The sequence below is a fragment of the Mesorhizobium sp. M0664 genome (genome assembly GCF_040320565.1).
Classification (GTDB): Bacteria; Pseudomonadota; Alphaproteobacteria; order Rhizobiales; family Rhizobiaceae; genus Mesorhizobium.
In genome coordinates, this window is sequence record NZ_JAMYPW010000045.1 from 1 (window position 1) to 18,791 (window position 18,791).

Consider the following 18,791-nt stretch of genomic DNA (forward strand, 5'->3'; position numbering starts at 1 on the left):
TCGAGAAGACAGCCCGAAACTACCTCGCCATCGTCACCATCGCCGCAACCGTCCTCTGGATCAGATAAGTGTCCACACGACCTAGACGGCCCTGATCAGCCGGAGCAGAGAAAGCGCTTCGAAAAAGGTCCCCTTGCGAAAGGCAAGATAGGTCGGCTCTTCGACACCATGGAACCGGCGCTTGAAGGCCGCCTGCCCCTGCAGATTGAAGCGGGTGCGATTGACCCAGGGCGAGTCATAGGCACGCTGGAAGGCGTGCCGCCAGAAATCGCTTTCGGCAAACCCGCTAGGTCCGATTTCGACAAGCGGCGACAGGCCTAGGGTGACGACGGAAACACCTTCATCGCGAAAGCGGTCAACCGCGAATTTGGTCAGGCCGATCTCGGCATGCGCCGAGGCATCGATGTGCTTGCGCTTGAACGAGGTGGTGTAGCCGATGACCTTGCCGTCGCTGAACAGCGGATCGAAATCCAGCAAGGCCACGAGTTCCCCATCCGGACCGTGCAGGACGAAACGGCGCATATCGACGCCAAGGTGATCGGCAAAGGGCCTGTTGAGAAATCTCATCTCCCAGCGCTTGACAATGCGGTCGGCCCGCCAATTTTGGGAGAGCCTGGCAATCTCGTCGAGGAAGACAGTCCCGTTGTCCTCTGCGAAGGAAAAACCCTTCTTCAAGAGCCAGCGTTCGGAATAGCGCACTGTCTCATTGCGCTTTCCGGAAAAGTCGTGTCCGGGCAGGACAAGCCTGGTATCGACGCCGAGGCGGTTGACCTGATAGCCAAGCCCGGCAAGCACGCGCGCCGTCTGGTCGCCGATCTGCACGAACCACGGGCTGCCGGCAACCTCGATGAAACGTCGGATATAGTCGCGCCAATCGGCCGGGGCAGCCACTGGATCACCGAGCGCGAAATGATGTCGCGTTTTGCTGCCGTAAGCGATGTAGCCCTGGGCATCGCCGAAGTAGTGAAGCCCCTTCTGCACGGCGGTCGAATAGGCAAGGGAAAAATCACCATGGCGACGGACCAGCGCCAGGCGCTCGACATGGTTCAGCTGCAGCCGCGGTATTTTAGGCCCGCGGTTCTCCAGGAAACGATCGAGGCGTCTTCGCAGTGACGGCATGGTCGACTTTCGCGTGCCGGCTAGGCCGATGAAAGAGCTGACGGACCCAAAAAACCGATCATATTGCCGCGAGCTGATCCTTATCTCAGCGCGGCATGTTTACCCGGCCGGAGCCGCCAGATTCGTAGGCGCAATCTGCCCCGGTCCCGCCCCCAAGCGGCAACACGCATTGTTGTCGACGCCCCGCGCCTGACGGCTGGTTGCTGCGCCCATGGCGACACGAAAATCAATGCCACTTTCGGAAGCGCCCAGGTCACCTGCCAAACACGATGTTCTTATCGAACGGCGCTCTGAGAAGATTCCGCTTGATCGGAAGCCAGGAACTCGTCGCGTTCTGCTATCCACAAATCGGCGTAGTCGACATTCTGCCATTCGGCAAACCACGGGCCGCCGCTGGTATAGTGGACCGCCTTAGGTGTGCCGACCGCAGGCTTTTCATTCCAACCTTCGAGCCAATTCCACTCTACCGGCAATGAGCCCAAATCTTTGTCGGCAACCCACTGCATTCGGTGAAGATAGGCGCCACTTTCCTGATTCACGACCTCTGGCGTGAGCGATCTGACCGAAGGATGCGCGCAATTGAACAGCATCAGCGACGACCAGTTTTTCCGAGGATAGGACGTCTGGACCACACCATCCATCTTGGTTGTGGCCTTCGGCGTATAGTCATGCTGGACGCAATAGACCGCCTTGTCTGAGTCCGTATATTTCAGCAGGCCTGCGACGTCACCAAGCCACAGGAAATCGCAATCGCAAAACAGGGCCCAACCCGTGTAGTCGGCGAGAAAGGGCGTGAGGAAGCGCGTGTAGGTGAACTCCGTTGAGGCGAGCGGGTCTTTTTCCCGCCAATATAGCCCGCGGGCACGCATCTCGTCCTGTTTGATTGGAATGACGGAGACAGGCGCCGACGCATGTTTGAGCAGCGAGTGTCGCGCGACGTCGTACGCGATCGGCTCACGACTGTCCCATCCGATAAATACCCTAAACGCATCAGTCATATTCACTACCCTGGCTTTCGATTTTTACGGTCGTACACTAACTAGTTGGCGATGGCTCGGCAACAATTGCGGTCAACCAAGCCGGTTTCTCACAGATTTGTCCTGGCCTCAGCCTTGCGTTTTTGGGTGGACCTGGCCTCGCATTCCCAATGCGACACGAGCCCATTTCTGATAGGTGTAGCTGGCCGAATACGCGGCCACCATCGCACCAATGGAACCGTCCAGAAATCCCAGCCGGAAAATATAGCTGCGCACATAGGCCCAGACCGAGCGCAAGACCGCCTTGCCTATCGAGCTTTTTTTGCCCTCGGCAAGCAGTTGCGCGGCGGACGCTTCTGCGTACCGGCCGATCTTGTCGTGGGCATCTGCCAAGTCGGTAATGGAATCGTGCTCGATCGGCTGGGACAATCGGCTGACCTTCCCGTTCACCAATACCTTCTCGTGCACGGTGTCGTCGCTGAACCGCCCGGAGCGGCGACGGAAGAGCCTGAGCACCAGATCGGGCGACCAGCCGCTATGGCGGACAATGTGCCCGCAAAAGCGCGATCTTCTCGGTATTTCGAAGCCGTCATTGGCTTTTGGGTCGGCGATTGCGGCCCTTATTTCCGCGCCGAGCGGCGCCTCCACCCACTCATCGGCATCCAGCGACAGGATCCAATCCCCCGTTGCCGCGGCCAGCGCACGGTTTTTTTGCGCGCCAAAACCGGGCCAATCGACGGTCATCAGAACCTTTGCCCCCAGAGCACCGGCAATCTCCCTGGTTCTGTCGCTGCTGTTGTTGTCGAGAACGACGATCTCATCGGCAAAATGGACCGACTGAAGGCATTGCGCGATGGACGCCTCCTCGTTGCGGGTGATGATAATGACCGAGAGCGCCGGCACGGTCAGAATGCTCCGGCATCAAGGCTGCCACCGTCATTCGAATGCATCTGCAGCATCGGTTCCCGGCCCGTTAGCAAACTGAGGGTACTAACCTAATTCAACAAAGTCGAAAATCATTTCAGATCAAGGCTTTCATAAAGCGCCATCATTCGCTTGATCATGACATTGAAATCATAGTGTTCGGCCGCCGCTCTCACCCGGGCTGCGGTGTCAGGTCGTGACGACAACTGCAGCGCGTGCGCGAGCGCTGCAGCGAGGTCGCTTTCGCTGGCCGCATCGCAAACGAGCGTCGGCTCGAACCGCTCGACAAGCTCGCGCGCTCCACAGCCGGTGCTTACCACGGCGGGCAAGCCGCTGGCCATCGCTTCAATGACCACTGTGCCGAAAGGATCATAGATGGAAGGCAGCACGGCAACATCGGCCGCGCCGTACCACGGCAGCATGTCTTTCTGCGGCCCCAGCATCTTGAGCCGTGTGCCGAGACCGAGCCTGTCACCGGCCTGCCTGAAGGCGTTGGCGCGCGAATCATGGCCGATGACCCACAATTCAGGCCCGCCATCGAGCCTGGCGGCCGCCTTCATCAGTGCAAGCAGTCCTTTTCGCGCAAAGCCCGAGCCGACAAACAGGACGACCGGCCTGTTTTCGTCGGCGTCGAGCCGCGCGCGGATTGTCGCCCGATGCTGCTGGCGCAGCTGCGGGTTGAAGCGGTCGAGATCCACCCCGTTGGGAATATGGTGCACATTTTCCGCCGGATAATCGTAGTGACGGACAATGTCCTCGGCGACCATCTTCGAAATCGCTATGACAGCTTTGAGCCGTGGGCTGGCATAGGTTGCGCGCTCGAGGCGCAGCGTCTGGCGGTGAAAGGGGCTCAGCGCCATTGCCGCCCTGCCAAGCCGCGTTTCGAAACGCCGCCGCTCGGCAAGATAGGCGGCATGAACGCCCTCCCCGGCCCGGAAGACATCGCAGCACGGGAGACGATCGTTGCTCTGCACCAGCGCCGGCGGCATCTCGGCGATCTTGCGGCAGGCAGCTTGAGCAAAGGACGTCGCCCGCAGCGAACGCGGAAACCGGCGGCCGGCACAATGGATGAACTCGATGCCTTCATAACGCGGCCAGTCGCCGGACAGCACGGCCACCCGCCGCTGACGCGCGGCGAATGCGGCCATGATGTTTTCCAGCATGATCTCGCCTCCGCCAAAAGGCGCATAACGCTGGCGCACGAACAGGATCGGCCTGTCGAATTGAATTTCGGTGCCACGAATGCCGGCGTACATAGGGTCTGGGCTCCGGCCTTGTTGCCATCTGACGATGTCTATAGAGGCCAGCTCGCATCGGCAACACTTGGAAAGCTCCCCCGCCGGAACTCAGAACAGGCCTGTGTCCATTGTCCGCAACTGCTTGCGATTTGCCTAACGGTGCTGCATGTAGAAATTAACTGCAAACAGCGGATCAGCGCCAGCTCCAGCCGGTGACCGCCATGAGGGGAATCGATGGCTTGAGCAAAGCAACCTGGCCCGCCATTGTCCGCCGGACGATTACCGACACCGCCATATATCGGCTGAGACACACCTTCGGAAGACGGGCAGAAGTGTCATCGCTGCGGCCGATAACGCCCCTTAAAGCGAATGACCTGCCTTTGATCCTCGTCATCCGCAACGAGGCGGACAGGCTACCCCCGTTCCTGAAGCACTATCGCGAACTCGGCGTCACCAGATTCGCCGTCCTCGATGATCGCTCGACCGACGGCACAGCTGAGCTTCTGGCCGAGCAGCCAGATGTCGATCTATTCAGCTCGCCGATCACCTATTCGCAGTCGGACCTGGGAAACCTTTGGCGTCAGCGGATTGTGCAGATCTATGGTCAGCCTCGCTGGTATCTAACCGTGGATGCGGACGAATATCTTGTCTATGACGGTATGGATCAGCATCCGCTCGGTGCGATGGCCGACTGGCTCAAGCGGCGCGGAATGACACGCCTGCTGGCGCCGATGATCGACATGTATCCGAGCGGAAACATCTGGGACGTACCCTTCGATCCCATCGTGCCGCCATGGCAAGTTGCGGACCATTTCGACGGCAGCGGCTATGAGGTGACGAGGAGCCCCCGGCATCTCAAGATCACAGGCGGCCCGAGAACCCGGCTTTTCGCCAGGCAGCACAAGTTGACCAAGTTTCCTCTGATATATGTTGATCGCCAGACGATTTTTACGTCGATTCACTCACCGCTGCCCTACTGGCGAAACTATATAAAGGGATTGGCTGGCCTGCTTCATTTCAAGTTCTTCGCCGATTTCAACGACAAGGCGCAGGTCGCGGTGGCGGAAGGTCAGTATTGGAACGGCGCTTCCAAATATCGCCAGTATCATGAGGTATCGAGCGGTAAAGCCGCTCTCAGCGCGATGAGCGAACAGTCAATGCTGTACGAAGGCGCTCACAGCCTGTTCAAAACGGGTTTGATCGACAAAATTGATTGGTAGACGGCAGTTCAAGCAGATGCCGAGCCGAGATCATGCATAACCGAATGCTTTCATAAGCTGGGCACCTCGTCCCTGTACCAGGTCCTGTAGCTCGGCGTTTCCAAGTTCGGAGCGCCATCTTCCGCTCCCGTCATAGATCGGCTGATTGACCTGTTGGTTCCGGAGCACCGCATGTGGCGTCTCGCCGCTGGCGTCGGTCGGCTTGAACCACTGCTGCGGGTTCTTGTGATAGTCGAGGAGATCCGGCCTGAAGGTTACATCGAGAAAGCCGCATATCTGCTCGACGACTTTGGCCGGATTCTCGACCAGGTCCTCATAGCGATAGATCAGCACATCCGGCTTTCCCCGTTCCGCAAGAACCAGCGCATTGTCGTTGATCCAGCGGTCGAGAGCCTCCGTTGGGTCGCCAAGTCGTTTGATCAGGGACGCTACGACGTCGCGTCCATCTCGCACCGGCATGACGAAACGCGCGCCGGGCACGAGCCGGCGAATGCGGGCGACACGGCGGATATGCCGCGGTGTCTTTTCAAGCAGCACGTTCTTTCCAGCATCGAGCGCCGCCCGCTTCAGTTTCCAGAAGCGGAACATGGCCAGTGGCGTCCACTTGAAGAAAATGTTGGTTTCCTGGAGCGGCAGGTAGACGTCGGGATGCGACGCAAGGATCGTCGCAATCAACGTCGTCCCGCTATGGCCGCAGCCGCAAATGAATCCGGTCCGCATCACCATGTCGGCAATGCTCCCTAACCCAAGGCGACCCGGGCGCGGTTATCGACGCGAGCGTAGCACAAGCCGTTCGTGCTAAAAACCTTGTCCAGCTTCTCCCAATATTCGAACTTAGCCAACTGCTCGTCACAATAGGCCACATCGTCCTCGGAAAGATATTCGCCGTAACCGCCTATCTTGCCCTTGCGCACCTTGAAGCTTTCGGGATCATTCGCATCGCGCGGCTGTAATATCTTGCCGTATCGATCGGACAGATCACCAGTCGATTCACTCACTTTCATCTTGTCGAACGTTCGGTTGTTCGCCACCTCGACAAGCGTCCGATCGTCAGCCTGCTGGTTCAGGAATCCAAGGATCGCGCGAAGGACACCAGCGGTATCCCGATGCATATCTTCATATTGAAGATACCGGATTTCGCGCATCCGGGGCATGGCCGCGAACCAATGCAGATTGAATCTGATGATCTTTTCAATCCCATGATTGTCGCTTCTGATAAAATCACTGAACGATCCCGCTGGAAGCATGTGGCGCTTCTGAACCTGAAAGTACCCTGAGACCACCGTATCTCTTGGATCGCGAACAAGCATTATTGTTCTTCTCTTTTTATACCGAGATTTATTCTCCTTGAGGCTCGATTTCGGTCGAAGTAACTTGTGGTCGGTTCCGTCGTGAATGTATTGAACTTCAACTCCGAGATCGTCCAGCATGACACGTAGCCACGTGCGCCCCGATTTTGGAAAGGATACGATAAGAGGAAGAGGCGGCGCTTTGGCCTGGAAAAATTTTAGAAAGGACATGGGAGAGACCTCCTTTAGATTATCAGAGCTGGCGCCCGAACCGCTGCCGGCCAGACCAACCCCATTACTGGGCGCCTAAGCCTACGGCTAATTCGAACACAAGGCAGAAATGCCAGCAAGAATTGCGATCCTCTGCGGGGCGAATTGGCCTTTACTATATCCCGGTTCGGAATGCCTTATGTTTTTTGGCCTGTTGCGACGACTGTTCGACACGGGCGCTCCATTCCGCGATCCGTCGGCCGAACCCTTAATGCGGATCGCGTCGAAGCGTCTTCAGTGACACCCTTTCGGACGACAGGCATTAGCCACTCACTTTTGTGAGCCATGGCGCCAGGATGGCCTCAGCCTCGCCCATCACCACGGACCAGGGGCGTTCCCGTTTCGAGACCAGCACGGCCGATGGATAGTAGGGCGTGCGGTCGCCCTCGACCGGCCAGGAGCGCTTGAAGCCGTCGCCCAGAATGAAAATCGAGGGGATGCCGAGCGCGCCCGCCAGATGCGCTCCGGTATTGCTGATGGTCACCACGGCGTCCATCGCGGCAACCTGCGCGGCGAAAAGGTCCATGTCGACGAGCTGATCGACCGATCTGTCATGAAGAATGCGCTTCGGCTCACCGTCGGTCAGGAACTTCAGATCGGTCTCGATCTGGCCGTACTGCAGCGAGACGAACCGGAGGTCCGGTCGGCCTATCAGGTTTCGCCAGGCGGCAAGCGGCGGCAGGTCTTTGCCAGGATTGGAGCTGCCCCATGCGATACCGACCAACGGCCGTCCTTCATGCCGGTAGCGGGCGCGAAGTTCAGCGACCCGGGCCGGATCCGGCTTAAGGGGCACGAAATGCTCGCGGATCGTCGCCTCGTCGGTCTCGAAAACGGCAGTCAGATGCTGGACGCCGGCGAAGGCCTGCGCCTCGCCATAGGCAGCCTTGCCGTCAGCGCCGACCGGCCGCACATCGGCGGTCGGAAAAGTGCGCTGAAAGAGCGGTACCAGGCGGCGCTCGACCAGGACGATCGAACGGGCGGCGCGCCCCAACGCACAGCCGACGGAACTCGCATGATGGATCGCGGTGGCCAGACCCTGCTTTTCGGTTTCCATCAGATCGACAAGCAGTGTCTGGCCCGAAATATCCTGGCCCAGCCACTCGCCATCGACGCGGCCGTTGACGATGTGGCGTCGGGCGATCCTGAGTTCGGCGGCTGCGCCATAGGCGCCCATCCGCATCAGCGCCTTGCTGAGCTCGTCGATCAGGTGGACCTCGCCCCTCGACTTCGCAATGGATCCAAGAGCCAGGGCTTTCGGCAGTGCCGCCGGCCAATCGCGGGACTCGACGCTTCGCCGATAATCCGCCATCTGATCGGCAATGTCGCCGTCGCGCCAGCGAAGGAAGAGCTGCCGCCGGTGACGTCGGAACCAGACCTTGTATCTGTAGCCTGCAAGCGCGACAGCGCGGCGCAACCGGCCGAGAAGTTGGCTACGCTCCATCGCCAGCTCCGCCGATGATTTGCATGACCCGTCCGCCTGCTTCCTGGACTGCCGACGCCCAGGCTCGGCCGCCTTTTCGGACCAGTCGAACGCTCGGATATGCGGCGACGGTCTCACCGAAAGCAGGCCAGGACAGCCGAAATCCATCGTCGAGCATGACAATCGTCGGCACGCCGAGCGCCCCGGCGAGGTTGGCGCCGGTATTGCTGATCGTGACCACCGCGTCGAGCGCCGCAATTTGGGCGGCAAAGCGGTCCATGTCCGTCAACTGGTCGACTGAAGCGTCATGGATGATGCGCCCCGGAGTGTGGCGCTCGAACTCGGAGAGGGCCGGCCCGACATCGCCATATTGCAAGCTGACCAGGCGCCCCGGCAGGCTGCTGAACAGCGTCCGCCAATCGTCCAGAGCCGGCAGATCCTTGCTCTTGTTCAGGCTTCCCCAGGCAAATCCGATCAGGGGACCTGGGCCGCCATCGAGATAGGTGCCGCGCAGCTCGGCAACCAGTCGGCGGTCCGGCTCCAGCGGAACGAAGGGCGCGCGTGCCGCCGGGTCGTCCGGCCAGAAATGCTTTGCGAGTGTCTCGAAACCGGCAACGACATCGGCGTCCACTGCCGCCATGTCCTCTTCCCCTTCAATCCTGACATCAAGCGCAGGATATGTTCTGCGATAAAGCGGTGCCAGTCGCGGCTCGACGAAGACGATGCATCGACCGGCAGCCGCAGCTGCTGGACCAAGCAAAGACGCGAACTGGAAAAAGATCGCCAGGTCGCCTTCGCGACGATCGACGAGAAGCGTGCGACCCGCAAGATCACTGCCATCCCAATCGGGCCTGCCGCGCAGCTGCTTGCTCGCCGCCATCAACTGCCAGATGCGATTTCCTCCGTCGAGACGCCTCAGTCCACGCCCCGCTTTCTTGATCAGGCCGAGATCGCCAAGCTGCTCACCAAGCACGCCAAGCGCCAGTGCATGGTCGCGAGCAGTTTGCCAATCACCACGCTGCACGCTTTCCTCCATCAGCCTCATATGCCGTTCGGCGCTTTCGTCGGCGTGGCGCGAGGGACGTCTAAGAAGTTCCTTTGCCCGCTCGAGGACTTTCTGCAGCCGCTTGCCGACGGCGCCCTGCGGGCGCAGATCGGCGGTTTTTGCCTTCTGAAGGATGGTTCGTCTGTTCTGCACGGCGATGTTCTATCGTCCCCGGGGAGCGTCGGAAAGCGTCGTCAGGATCGACGAGAGCCGCCGGCCGGCCTCGTCGAGCACCAGCGACCAAGGGCGCCCCTCCTTGCGAATGACAATGCCATTCGGATACCAGGGTGTCCGGTCGCCGGTCACCGGCCATGCCGTCTGAAAATTATCGTCGATGAGGAAAACAGTCGGCACGCCAAGGGCTCCGGCAAGATGGGCCGCCGTATTGCTGATCGTCACGACAGCATCGAGTGCAGCGACCTGTGCGGCGAAACGGTCCATGTCGACCATCTGGTCGACGCTGTCGTCAAAGATCAGACGCGCGTCGTTGCCGTTGCGAAGGCGCCGCAACGCCGGCTTGATCTGCCCGTACTGGAGCGAAACGAATGTCGCTGGCGTCTGGGCGATGAACCGTGCCCATTCAGGAAAATCAGGCACGTCCTTGGTATGGGACTTGCTGCCCCAGGAGAGACCGACCAGCGGCAGATCCGTCATCGCCCGATAGCGCTTGCGGAATGCCTCGACGAGTTCAGGATCTGCCCGCAGCGGTACGAAGTCGGCAGCAAGCTTTTCGGCGTCGCGTCCGAACACCCAGGCGAGATCTTCGAAAGTCGCGTGTTTGTCGCCGACCACATCCCGCTGCGCCGGGACCACGGTCGCCTTCGGGAACGTTCGCTGCAGAATTGATACCAGGCGCGGCTCGACCCGAATTGTTGCGCTTTGGGCATAGGCAGCGGCAGCGCCGGCCAGTCGCGCGTGGCGGATAACCCGGCCAAGGCTGCGCGGATCATCCTCCACAAGATCGATCAGCAGTGTATCCGATCCGAGATTCTCGCCGGTCCACTCGTTGGCGCTTTTCCCTTTCCGCAGCCGGCGAGCGGAAAGCCGAAGCTCAGCTGCCCGCGCAAAGTTGCCAAGGCGTTCGAACGCCTGGCCCGCCTTCTGCATCAGCTCCGGGTCGCGATTATGATCGGCCGTGACAGCCATCTCATTGGTACCGACTTCAAGGCCTTTCCAGTCCCTGCGCACGATCAGGGCCTCAACCTTGGCCTGCAGCTCAAGAATGGAACGAGGCTGCCTGGGACTGAAAAACAACCTGCGCACCGCCTTTTTGTACCGGCGCACCTGAAGGCCCAGTCCACCAATTACATACCGGACATAGGAACCGTGATAAAAGCTGGTCATCGGCCTTCAGCGCAATACGCTCTGCCGCAGCTTTTTGCCGCTTTCGACCATCGGATCGGGCGTCTCCAGGTGGAATATCGAACGATATATCTCGCTGTGCTTGGCAAGCTGGTCATGCGTTCCAGCATCGACAAGCTGTCCGGCGTCAAACACGAGAATACGATCGGCCGCCTTGATTGTAGACAGCCTGTGCGCAATGCAGATCACCGTGCGCTGAAATGTGTTGTCGAAGGCTGCCTCCATAACCGCCCGTTCGTTTTCACCGTCAAGCGCGGATGTCGCTTCGTCATAGACGATTACCGCAGCATTCTTGAGCAGGGCGCGCGCGATGGCAACGCGTTGTTTCTGGCCGCCAGACAGGTTGGTGCCGCTTGGCCCGACAAGCGTGTCGAGCCCGTTTTCGAGCGCCGAAGCAAAGCTGGTGACCCGGGCGAGGTTCGCAGCGGACTCGATTTCCTGATCCGTGGCATTCGGGCGGCCGTCGCGAATGTTGTCGCGAATCGAGCCTTCGAACAGGAAGACGTCCTGGGATACCAGTGCGATGTTATCGCGAACGTCGGCCAGGCTGATCTTCGAAATATCCTTTCCGTCGATCAGGATCCTGCCCTTGTCCGGCTCCATCAGACGCAGGATCAGATTGACGATGGTGGTCTTGCCGGCGCCGGAGCGGCCGACGATCGCCAGCTTCTCACGAGGTCGCACGTCGAAGGAAACACCCTCGAGCGCGGGGCTGTTGCCGTCATAGGAAAAGGCCACATCTTCAAAGCGGATACCACCATCGACGTCGGTCAGACGCTCGCCCGCAATCGCGAGTCGCCGCTGCTCGGGCGTGTCGATCAAGTCATACATCTGCTCGACGGCGACCATTTGCTTCTGAATGTCGACATTGACCCGGGCCAACCGCTTGGCAGGCTCATAGGCAAGCAGGAACGCGGTAATGAAGGCCATGAATTCGCCGGGCGTCTTGCCGTTGCCGAGGGTCTGCCAGCTGGCGTACATAACGAAAAGCCCGATGATCACGCCGCCGCCGGTCTCCATCAATGGGCTCATCAATGCTGACGTCCGGTTGATCTGGATGCCACGTCTTTCCATCTTGCGGACGGCCTTTGCAAAGCTGGCGACGGCCTTGTCCTCGAGCTGGAAGGACTTGATGGTGCGGATGCCTTCGACGGCTTCCGTGCCGATCGACTGGACCTGCGCGGCCAATTCCGTCTCGCCCCTCGCCAGCGCCTTGAGCTTCCTGGTTATCGCGCCGACTGACAGGAACAGCATCGGCAGAACCGCCACGGATATCAGCGACATCACCGGGTCCTGCTTGACCATGACGCTGGCCAAGGCAATCAGGGTCAGCAGATCAGAGACGGCGCTGCTCGTGAGGGTGAGAATAACGGTCGCCCCGGCGCGCGCGTTGAACATGATTTTGGAGATGAATTTTGCCGGATGCTGGTTCGCGAAACGGCTGATGTCGAAACGCACCATTCGAGAAAATTGCCGGTTTTGCAGGTCCGAAACGATAGCCCGGCGAATCTTTCCCGTTGTGACGGTCTGGCAGTAGGCAGCTATGCCCTTGACCAGGAAAATGCCGATGATGACGACGCTGATACCCGATACAGCGGCAGCATCTCGCTCGACATAGATGGTGTTGATCATGACTTTCATGATCCAGGCCGTCGCGCCGACCGCGGCAGCAGCAGCGATCGAGCACAGCAAACCTGTCACATACAGCATCTTGTGCGGCGGCAGATTTTCGCCAATCAGACGCTTGATCAGCGGATATGCCGGGACCGTTGACACTCGTTTCTTTGCAATCATCTTGTCGCCGCCCGTTGCGATCCCGTCCGGTCTTCGTGTTGTCTTGAAGCACGAGACGGTTTCGATCACCTGTCTGTGGCTTCGTTCCCGACCGCAGTCAATGCCGAACCGGATCCTTGCACGTCATCGGCTTATGACTGTCGGTTCCTCGCGTCCGAGCATAGCGGATCCCAGCCACGCGGCTCTTGCGCCATTCGCCGTCGGCCGCGCTATGCCTGGTCAGTGTTTCGCGAGGACCATGAGATGGCTTCCAAGAGGCGATGTGTGATTGCTTTTGATTGAAAAGCCCACATCCGAAAGCACCGCGATCATCTCCTTATCCTTGCCAGGAGGGACGCGGGCAACGATCGTTTGAGCACGCCCGGCGATATCGCACAGCACGCGTCGCGCCTTATCCGCGCCGAGGCTCCACTGCATGTGATGGTAGACCGCCAGCAGCATGACGATGTCGTACTGCGGTTTGAGAACATTTTGCAGCTTCCGGCTGCCAAGATCGAGACAATCGAACTGGCTTTGGACCGGACAACCCAGGAAGATCATCCTGGCCGTCTCGATATGCGGCTTGAGAATGTCGATCCCATGGATCGAACTCGGTCCTAGCTTGGATATCTCATAGGCGACAATACCCATGTTGCAGCCAACATCGAGAATGGATTTCCCGGCGTAGTCGACCTCTGCTGAGAATAGGCCGTCCAGTCGGTCGTCCCACGTTCCCTTGAATCTCTTTTGCTTATTTGACCACCACAAATCATTGTTCTCCAAAAACGGCGCCGGACTGGTTTCCTTGACGGAGGGGGACTGTGCGCCCGGCCTAACTCGGTCTAGTAGCTGGCGCGCAAACGACACTGTCCTGAGCGTCCTGTAAACGCAACCGCGGGAGAAAGGAACTCCTGATCACAGCATCCTGCGAAGACGTTTCGGTAAGTTGACGAACACCCGGCCCGACAAATCGACATACTGGTTGGAAATGGCAACGTCGCTTGGCGCCCCCGTAGGCAAGGCAAGCCGTATTTGTTCTTGCTTTGTGCCGGCAGCTATGCTACTAATTTGCCTATGGTGCTCATTTGCACCAACGACCGTCTTGCCGCGACATGCGGTTTTTCAGCCAGGCTCGATCAAAGCTCGCCCGCATCGCGGGGCTTTTGGCCAATCACGGTCGAGCGCCGGCCTTTTCGGCAGCTTCCGAGAATGGAAATCGGAAAAGCAGCTTCCGGTTCTCGTCGCAGATTTCGAAGGAAAGACCTGTCAGGACCGGGCTGCCGCTGAGCAGGCCCTCGGCCAGGATTTCCTTGGCCGAGGCCATTGCGTTATCCTGAGCCGCGGACAAACCGTCCAACTCCTGACCCTCGAAATCTTCCGTCAAGCGGCCCTCATTGTTTCGGAAATGGAAAAAATATCTCGGCATGGCTGCTCCGGTCGGTCGGTTTCTCTAATGCATGTCGCGCAAAACTGTGCAGCGGTTTTGCGGCAACGACATGCACAAAAACAGGCACTTACAGCACATCGCATGAGGCCGATCGACGCGATGCGCATTAGTCGCGAGCGCCTCAGGAACAGCGTCGGATTTGTGCACGACAGCAACGTGCGATTTTGGCGTTGGGATTCATGGCATTTAGGCCTTCATGCGTCAGGTCGATCGAACAGCACCCCCAGCCCGTGTTCGAACGCACATGCCGCAATCATGTCGTCCAGGACTTTTCCGGAGGCCGGGCAATTCGGCATGACAGCCCTGATCGCGATCTCAGCCGCTGCGGTGGAAACCGCATCGTGGCGCCTCTTCCTGGTCTCCATGTATTGCTCGAGCAGAATTTTCAGGCGCCGCGCGGCAATCTCGTCAACGACCATCGTTCTCCCTCGATTCGGCACAATCCGTCTTCCGGGTCTGTCCTCCGGATGAAGGTCCGCTGCCATTGGGTAGCAGCGGACCACTCGGCTGGGTGAGCCAATGACCCGAGGCGGGGGTGTCTCGGACCGACACCACAATAGCTTCGGCAGGCCACTCGTTCCACAGACCGCTGTCGTTGGTAATTTTCGTACACTGAGCATTGCCGCAGACAGTCTGCGACGGTGGGATTTTTGCGTTATGCCCGTAGCCTGATAACCGGATCAGCCTCGGCTTCGATCGACATAGTTGTAGATGCCCGCGCCGATCGCGACCGCTCCTACAGTGATCAGAATCGATGGCACACCCATTAACGTGGCGATGATCCCCCAGACAATGGCGACGGCAATTGCGCCGGCCGTTCCCAGCACCAGTCTAAGCCGTTTCGACATTTTCCGTTTCCCCCAAAGTGCATCTTCCTTTTTTCTGGTCGAAATACCGCAATGCGGCAGCATTGTCTGCGCTTTGTTCAACTTTTTTCGCCGCCCCTGAGCCCGACCGCTGAGGCGTAAGCGATCCGTATGCGGCCTTGTTGCAAATACCCACTCGACAATCAGGAAGCTTGGGCGCGAGCCCGAGAAGCGAGGCGTCAGAAAGCGAGGTATCTATGCAAAATTCTCGGAATTTACTCCGGTTCTCGATCATGGCCATGGCGGCCACGACAACCGCACTAGTCATCACGGGCCTTACCCCCGTGACAACCGAAGCGACTTTGATTTGCCATGGGTCGGTCTGCCAGAAGGCGAGCAATGAAGGCAGTGCCTTCGGCACCAAATATCAGCGCAAGTGCACCTGCGAAAATGTAAACGAGGGCGCCAACAACCATCGCTCCCCACACAACCTCAACAACAGGCCCATCGGCGGCTCAAGCAGCAGCAGTGGTTCGAGCGGCACCAGCAGTTCGAGCGGCAGCAGCGGTTCGAGCGGCAGCAGCGGATCTAGCGGCACCAGCGGTTCCAGCGGCACCAGCGGTTCGAGCGGCAGCAGCGGTTCGAGTGGCACCAGCAGTTCAAGCGGCAGCAGCGGTTCGAGCGGTAGCAGCGGCTCCAGCGGCAGCAGCGGTTCGAGTGGCACCAGCAGTTCAAGCGGCGGCAATGACGGAACAAGCAGCGGCGGCTCAAGCGGATCGAGCAGTAGCAGCGGATCCAGCGGCGGCAACGACGGGACAAGCAGCAGCGGATCCAACGGCAGCGGTGGAGTGTAGCGGCTGCTCAAGTGGCACCAGCGGCGGCGGGTGGGCACACTACGTGACCCGTGGCGGCCGCCGACGACGATCAACCCTCATGACAACGGGAGTAGCAGCTTGACGCTCCAACCGAAATCCGCGACCGCGCCCCTAACCGGCCTTGCAGGACTGTTTGGTTATGCGCTGGCCGTCGGAGTGCTCGTCAACAGAAGCTGGCCTGTGCATTTGCAGGCCATGACTGTCATTGCAGCTACCGCGGCAGCGATGATCGCGGTCGACACGGCCTATTTCCAGACGTTCCGGAGGCGTTCGACGGGATTTCAGGCGAAGCCGATGCGAGCGCTTGAAGTCGAGCGCGTCGTGCGCAAGCTCATCGGCTTCATCGTCACGCTCACGACCATTGCCGCAGTCTACTGGATAGTGCCGGAATACCGGCGCGGGTTTTACGCCCCCTACTGGGCGGCGCTTTACGACACCTTGCCGGCGCTGCTCGTCGCCGCGCCGTTTTATGTTGCCTATGTCGACCGCCGGCAGACCGATCCGGAAGATTCATATGCCGAAATCGGTGCATTCGTCCTCAGCGGCGCCGTGCCGCAAAGGACCGAGCAGATACGCCAGCACGTGCGGGGCTGGATCGTCAAAGGCTTCTTCCTGCCGCTGATGTTCGTCTATCTGTGCTCCACACTGGGTTCGATCCTTGCCGGGCTGGAACAACCGTATCGATTCGACATCATGCGCTGGCACGCTTTTGCAATCGATCTCCTGTTCATGGTGGATGTTCTTGTCGCGGTCGTCGGCTACGTCTTCACGCTGCGCGTCCTCGACAATCATATCCGCACCGTCGAGCCCACCGTATTCGGCTGGCTGGTTTGTCTTGCCTGTTATGAACCCATCAACGCCGCCACCCGTGCCTACCTGAACTACGAAACGGGCGCCAACTGGACGGCGGTGATGCCCTCACCGGCGCTCCAGGTTTTCTGGGGGTCGGCGATCCTCTTCTGCATCTTGATTTTTGTCTGGTCCACCGTGAGCTTTGGCCTGAGATTTTCCAATCTCACCAATCGCGGAATCATCACCTGCGGACCGTATCGCTGGATCAAGCATCCGGCCTATGTTTCGAAAAACCTCTCCTGGTGGCTGGTCTCCCTACCTTTCCTCACCGCCGCAGGACCCGCTGAAGCGCTGCGGCACTCCGCCATCCTGCTCGCGCTCAATGCCATCTACGCACTCCGCGCCATCACCGAGGAATGCCATCTGTCACGCGACCCCGATTACGTCGCCTATCGCGATTACATCAGCGAAAACGGCGCCGTTGCTCAGCTCAAACGACTGTTCGCGAAAGCGAGTCGGTCGCCGATCAGGCGCTCAGGCTGAATGCCCTTGCTCGGACATCTGCGGCAGCTGGCCTATCGCCTCAAGGCGTGATCGCGATGCCGATCCTCGCCGCTCATCGGCAACGGCCGATCGCCCTCGAGCAGGCGGGTGATCCGGGCGAAGCCGGCAAAAGCCTTTCTCGCTTCCTCGGCCGACATCCGGCCGGCCATGGCCGCAGCGCAGCAATTCACGGCGCACTGGTAAACCGGCCCGCGCCGCCCGGCCGGCCATTTTCGCAAGAATGCCATCGCTTCGGCAACGCTGTCGATCTCCTCCACGGGCTGTCCCTGTCCGCGCAAAATCCGCACGGGCGAAAAGAATTGCAAGCGGTCCATCATTTCCTCCCCGTCGACCGGATGCGTGCGATCGAACCCCACTAAACTCGCGAACCCGACTTTGGTTCCCGGCAAAACATGGCTTGGCCTGAAAAATGTTTGCTGGACGAGACGAGCAACGGTCGACGCGCCCGGCAGCTCCAATTGGGTGACATCTTGCCCCAATTGGGTGGCATCTTGCCATTGTACGGGAACGTTAGCGCGGCTGATGCATTTCGATGCCACGAGCAGTCTTTTTGAGGGAAATGCCAAAACATGAGAATAGCCCATGTGGCGCCGCTCCATGAATCCGTGCCACCCCGGTTCTATGGAGGGACGGAGCGCATCGTCTCCTATCTGACCGAAGGATTGGTCGAGCTTGGCCATGACGTGACCCTGTTCGCCAGCGGCGATACCAAGACGTCGGCGAAATTGGTGGCGTGTCGCGAGCGCGCGCTCCGTCTCGATCCGCGCCCGCACAAATCCGAAACCGCGGCGCATCTCTCGATGCTCGCCGAGGTGAGGAGCCGTGCGCAACAGTTCGACATCATCCATTTCCATCTCAGCCACTTCCTGCATTTTCCTTTCTTCGAACACATGCCCGACCGGACGGTGACGACACCGCATGGCAGGCTCGACTATGTCGACCTGGCCCCGGCCTACGAACATTTTCCGCGCTTTCCGATGATCTCGATTTCGTGTAGCCAGAGAACCGGGCTACCCAGGGCAAATTGGCTGGCGACCATCCATCACGGGCTACCGATCAATACGTATGAGCCGACTTTCGAGACGGAGGTGGACGAGCCGTATCTGGCCTTTCTGGGCCGGCTGTCGCGCGACAAGCGCCCGGACCGTGCCATTGAGATCGCCTTGCGCTCCGGGCTGAAACTGAAGCTTGCGGCAAAGATCGGCGACGACGACCGCCCTTTTTTCCACGACACGGTCGAGCCGCTGATCGACGGCGACCGTGTCGACTATATCGGCGAGATCGAAGAGGACAGAAAAGCGGAATTCCTCGGCAAGGCGGCCGGCCTGCTGTTTCCGATCGATTGGCCGGAGCCGTTCGGTCTTGCCGCGATAGAGGCTATGGCCTGTGGCACGCCGGTGATCGCCTGGAAATGCGGTGCCCTGCCGGAGATCATCGACCACGGCGTGACCGGTTTCCTTGTCGATACGGTCGATGCTGCGGTCGCCTCGATACCGGAATTGCTGCGCCTCGACAGGCAACAGGTGAGAGCCGTGTTCGAAAACCGTTTTTCTGCCACGAGAATGGCCCACGACTATGTGGCTGCCTATGCGCGCCTGATCGGTACTCCCGGTGAAGCGAGAGCGTCCTGATCGGCGTCATTGTGGACGTTGGAAACGAAACGACAGAGC

The 18,791-nt window shown here is 59.6% G+C and carries 19 protein-coding genes; 3 read left to right on the forward strand and 16 right to left on the reverse strand.

What is annotated here, in order from left to right:
• Positions 1 to 81 precede the first annotated feature (81 nt).
• From NKI39_RS27540 to NKI39_RS27555, 4 genes are all read right to left on the reverse strand, one after another.
• Positions 82 to 1,119, reverse strand: a complete 1,038-nt coding sequence (locus NKI39_RS27540) for a phosphatidylglycerol lysyltransferase domain-containing protein (RefSeq protein WP_352766549.1) — start codon at positions 1,117 to 1,119, stop codon at positions 82 to 84.
• 275 nt (positions 1,120 to 1,394) lie between these two features.
• The gene (locus NKI39_RS27545) at positions 1,395 to 2,117 is read right to left on the reverse strand and encodes a glycosyltransferase (RefSeq protein ID WP_352448862.1); all 723 of its coding nucleotides are present in this window, start codon (positions 2,115 to 2,117) and stop codon (positions 1,395 to 1,397) included.
• A gap of 108 nt (positions 2,118 to 2,225) precedes the next feature.
• On the reverse strand, positions 2,226 to 2,999 hold the full coding sequence (locus tag NKI39_RS27550) for a glycosyltransferase family 2 protein (protein WP_352502417.1): 774 nt from the start codon (positions 2,997 to 2,999) through the stop codon (positions 2,226 to 2,228).
• Positions 3,000 to 3,112: 113 nt separating this feature from the next.
• Positions 3,113 to 4,276 (reverse strand): glycosyltransferase family 4 protein, encoded by a 1,164-nt coding sequence (locus NKI39_RS27555; protein ID WP_352766553.1) that lies wholly within the window; start codon positions 4,274 to 4,276, stop codon positions 3,113 to 3,115.
• A 221-nt stretch (positions 4,277 to 4,497) separates the two neighbouring features.
• Here NKI39_RS27555 and NKI39_RS27560 point away from each other — a divergent pair, with 221 nt between their 5' ends.
• Positions 4,498 to 5,478 (forward strand): glycosyltransferase family 2 protein, encoded by a 981-nt coding sequence (locus NKI39_RS27560; protein ID WP_352835810.1) that lies wholly within the window; start codon positions 4,498 to 4,500, stop codon positions 5,476 to 5,478.
• A gap of 30 nt (positions 5,479 to 5,508) precedes the next feature.
• On the opposite strand, the gene NKI39_RS27565 is transcribed toward NKI39_RS27560, so the two are convergent.
• From NKI39_RS27565 to NKI39_RS27615, 11 genes are all read right to left on the reverse strand, one after another.
• Positions 5,509 to 6,204 (reverse strand): sulfotransferase family protein, encoded by a 696-nt coding sequence (locus NKI39_RS27565; RefSeq protein ID WP_352471922.1) that lies wholly within the window; start codon positions 6,202 to 6,204, stop codon positions 5,509 to 5,511.
• Positions 6,205 to 6,218: 14 nt separating this feature from the next.
• Positions 6,219 to 6,998, reverse strand: coding sequence for a sulfotransferase domain-containing protein (locus tag NKI39_RS27570; RefSeq protein ID WP_352471923.1), 780 nt, complete (start codon positions 6,996 to 6,998; stop codon positions 6,219 to 6,221).
• A gap of 301 nt (positions 6,999 to 7,299) precedes the next feature.
• Positions 7,300 to 8,478, reverse strand: a complete 1,179-nt coding sequence (locus NKI39_RS27575) for a glycosyltransferase family 9 protein (RefSeq protein WP_352766560.1) — start codon at positions 8,476 to 8,478, stop codon at positions 7,300 to 7,302.
• A complete protein-coding gene (locus tag NKI39_RS27580; RefSeq protein ID WP_352766563.1) occupies positions 8,468 to 9,655 on the reverse strand; it encodes a glycosyltransferase family 9 protein in 1,188 nt (395 codons plus the stop codon). Before NKI39_RS27580 ends, NKI39_RS27575 begins: the two co-directional genes overlap by 11 nt.
• A gap of 9 nt (positions 9,656 to 9,664) precedes the next feature.
• Positions 9,665 to 10,846 carry a glycosyltransferase family 9 protein gene (locus NKI39_RS27585; protein ID WP_352766566.1) on the reverse strand — a complete coding sequence of 394 codons (1,182 nt, stop codon included), beginning with the start codon at positions 10,844 to 10,846 and terminating at the stop codon, positions 9,665 to 9,667.
• A 6-nt stretch (positions 10,847 to 10,852) separates the two neighbouring features.
• Entirely contained in the window at positions 10,853 to 12,640 is a 1,788-nt protein-coding gene (locus tag NKI39_RS27590; protein ID WP_352685742.1) for an ABC transporter ATP-binding protein, read from the reverse strand.
• 237 nt (positions 12,641 to 12,877) lie between these two features.
• Positions 12,878 to 13,420 (reverse strand): class I SAM-dependent methyltransferase, encoded by a 543-nt coding sequence (locus tag NKI39_RS27595; RefSeq protein WP_352502411.1) that lies wholly within the window; start codon positions 13,418 to 13,420, stop codon positions 12,878 to 12,880.
• Positions 13,421 to 13,808: 388 nt separating this feature from the next.
• A complete protein-coding gene (locus NKI39_RS34350; protein ID WP_502896501.1) occupies positions 13,809 to 14,063 on the reverse strand; it encodes a DUF6894 family protein in 255 nt (84 codons plus the stop codon).
• Positions 14,064 to 14,278: 215 nt separating this feature from the next.
• On the reverse strand, positions 14,279 to 14,503 hold the full coding sequence (locus NKI39_RS27605; RefSeq protein ID WP_352502409.1) for a hypothetical protein: 225 nt from the start codon (positions 14,501 to 14,503) through the stop codon (positions 14,279 to 14,281).
• A gap of 261 nt (positions 14,504 to 14,764) precedes the next feature.
• Positions 14,765 to 15,013, reverse strand: coding sequence for a hypothetical protein (locus NKI39_RS27610; RefSeq protein ID WP_352835815.1), 249 nt, complete (start codon positions 15,011 to 15,013; stop codon positions 14,765 to 14,767).
• Positions 15,014 to 15,317: 304 nt separating this feature from the next.
• A complete protein-coding gene (locus tag NKI39_RS27615; protein ID WP_352766574.1) occupies positions 15,318 to 15,755 on the reverse strand; it encodes a hypothetical protein in 438 nt (145 codons plus the stop codon).
• Positions 15,756 to 15,774: 19 nt separating this feature from the next.
• Here NKI39_RS27615 and NKI39_RS27620 point away from each other — a divergent pair, with 19 nt between their 5' ends.
• On the forward strand, positions 15,775 to 17,100 hold the full coding sequence (locus tag NKI39_RS27620) for a methyltransferase family protein (protein WP_352835818.1): 1,326 nt from the start codon (positions 15,775 to 15,777) through the stop codon (positions 17,098 to 17,100).
• A 32-nt stretch (positions 17,101 to 17,132) separates the two neighbouring features.
• Here the strand turns inward: NKI39_RS27620 and NKI39_RS34355 are convergent, their stop codons facing one another.
• Entirely contained in the window at positions 17,133 to 17,705 is a 573-nt protein-coding gene (locus tag NKI39_RS34355; protein WP_502893790.1) for a DUF982 domain-containing protein, read from the reverse strand.
• Between NKI39_RS34355 and NKI39_RS27630 the strand changes: the two genes are divergently transcribed.
• A complete protein-coding gene (locus NKI39_RS27630) occupies positions 17,691 to 18,752 on the forward strand; it encodes a glycosyltransferase family 4 protein (protein WP_352766576.1) in 1,062 nt (353 codons plus the stop codon). The genes NKI39_RS34355 and NKI39_RS27630 overlap by 15 nt on opposite strands.
• The last annotated feature ends 39 nt before the right edge of the window (positions 18,753 to 18,791 follow it).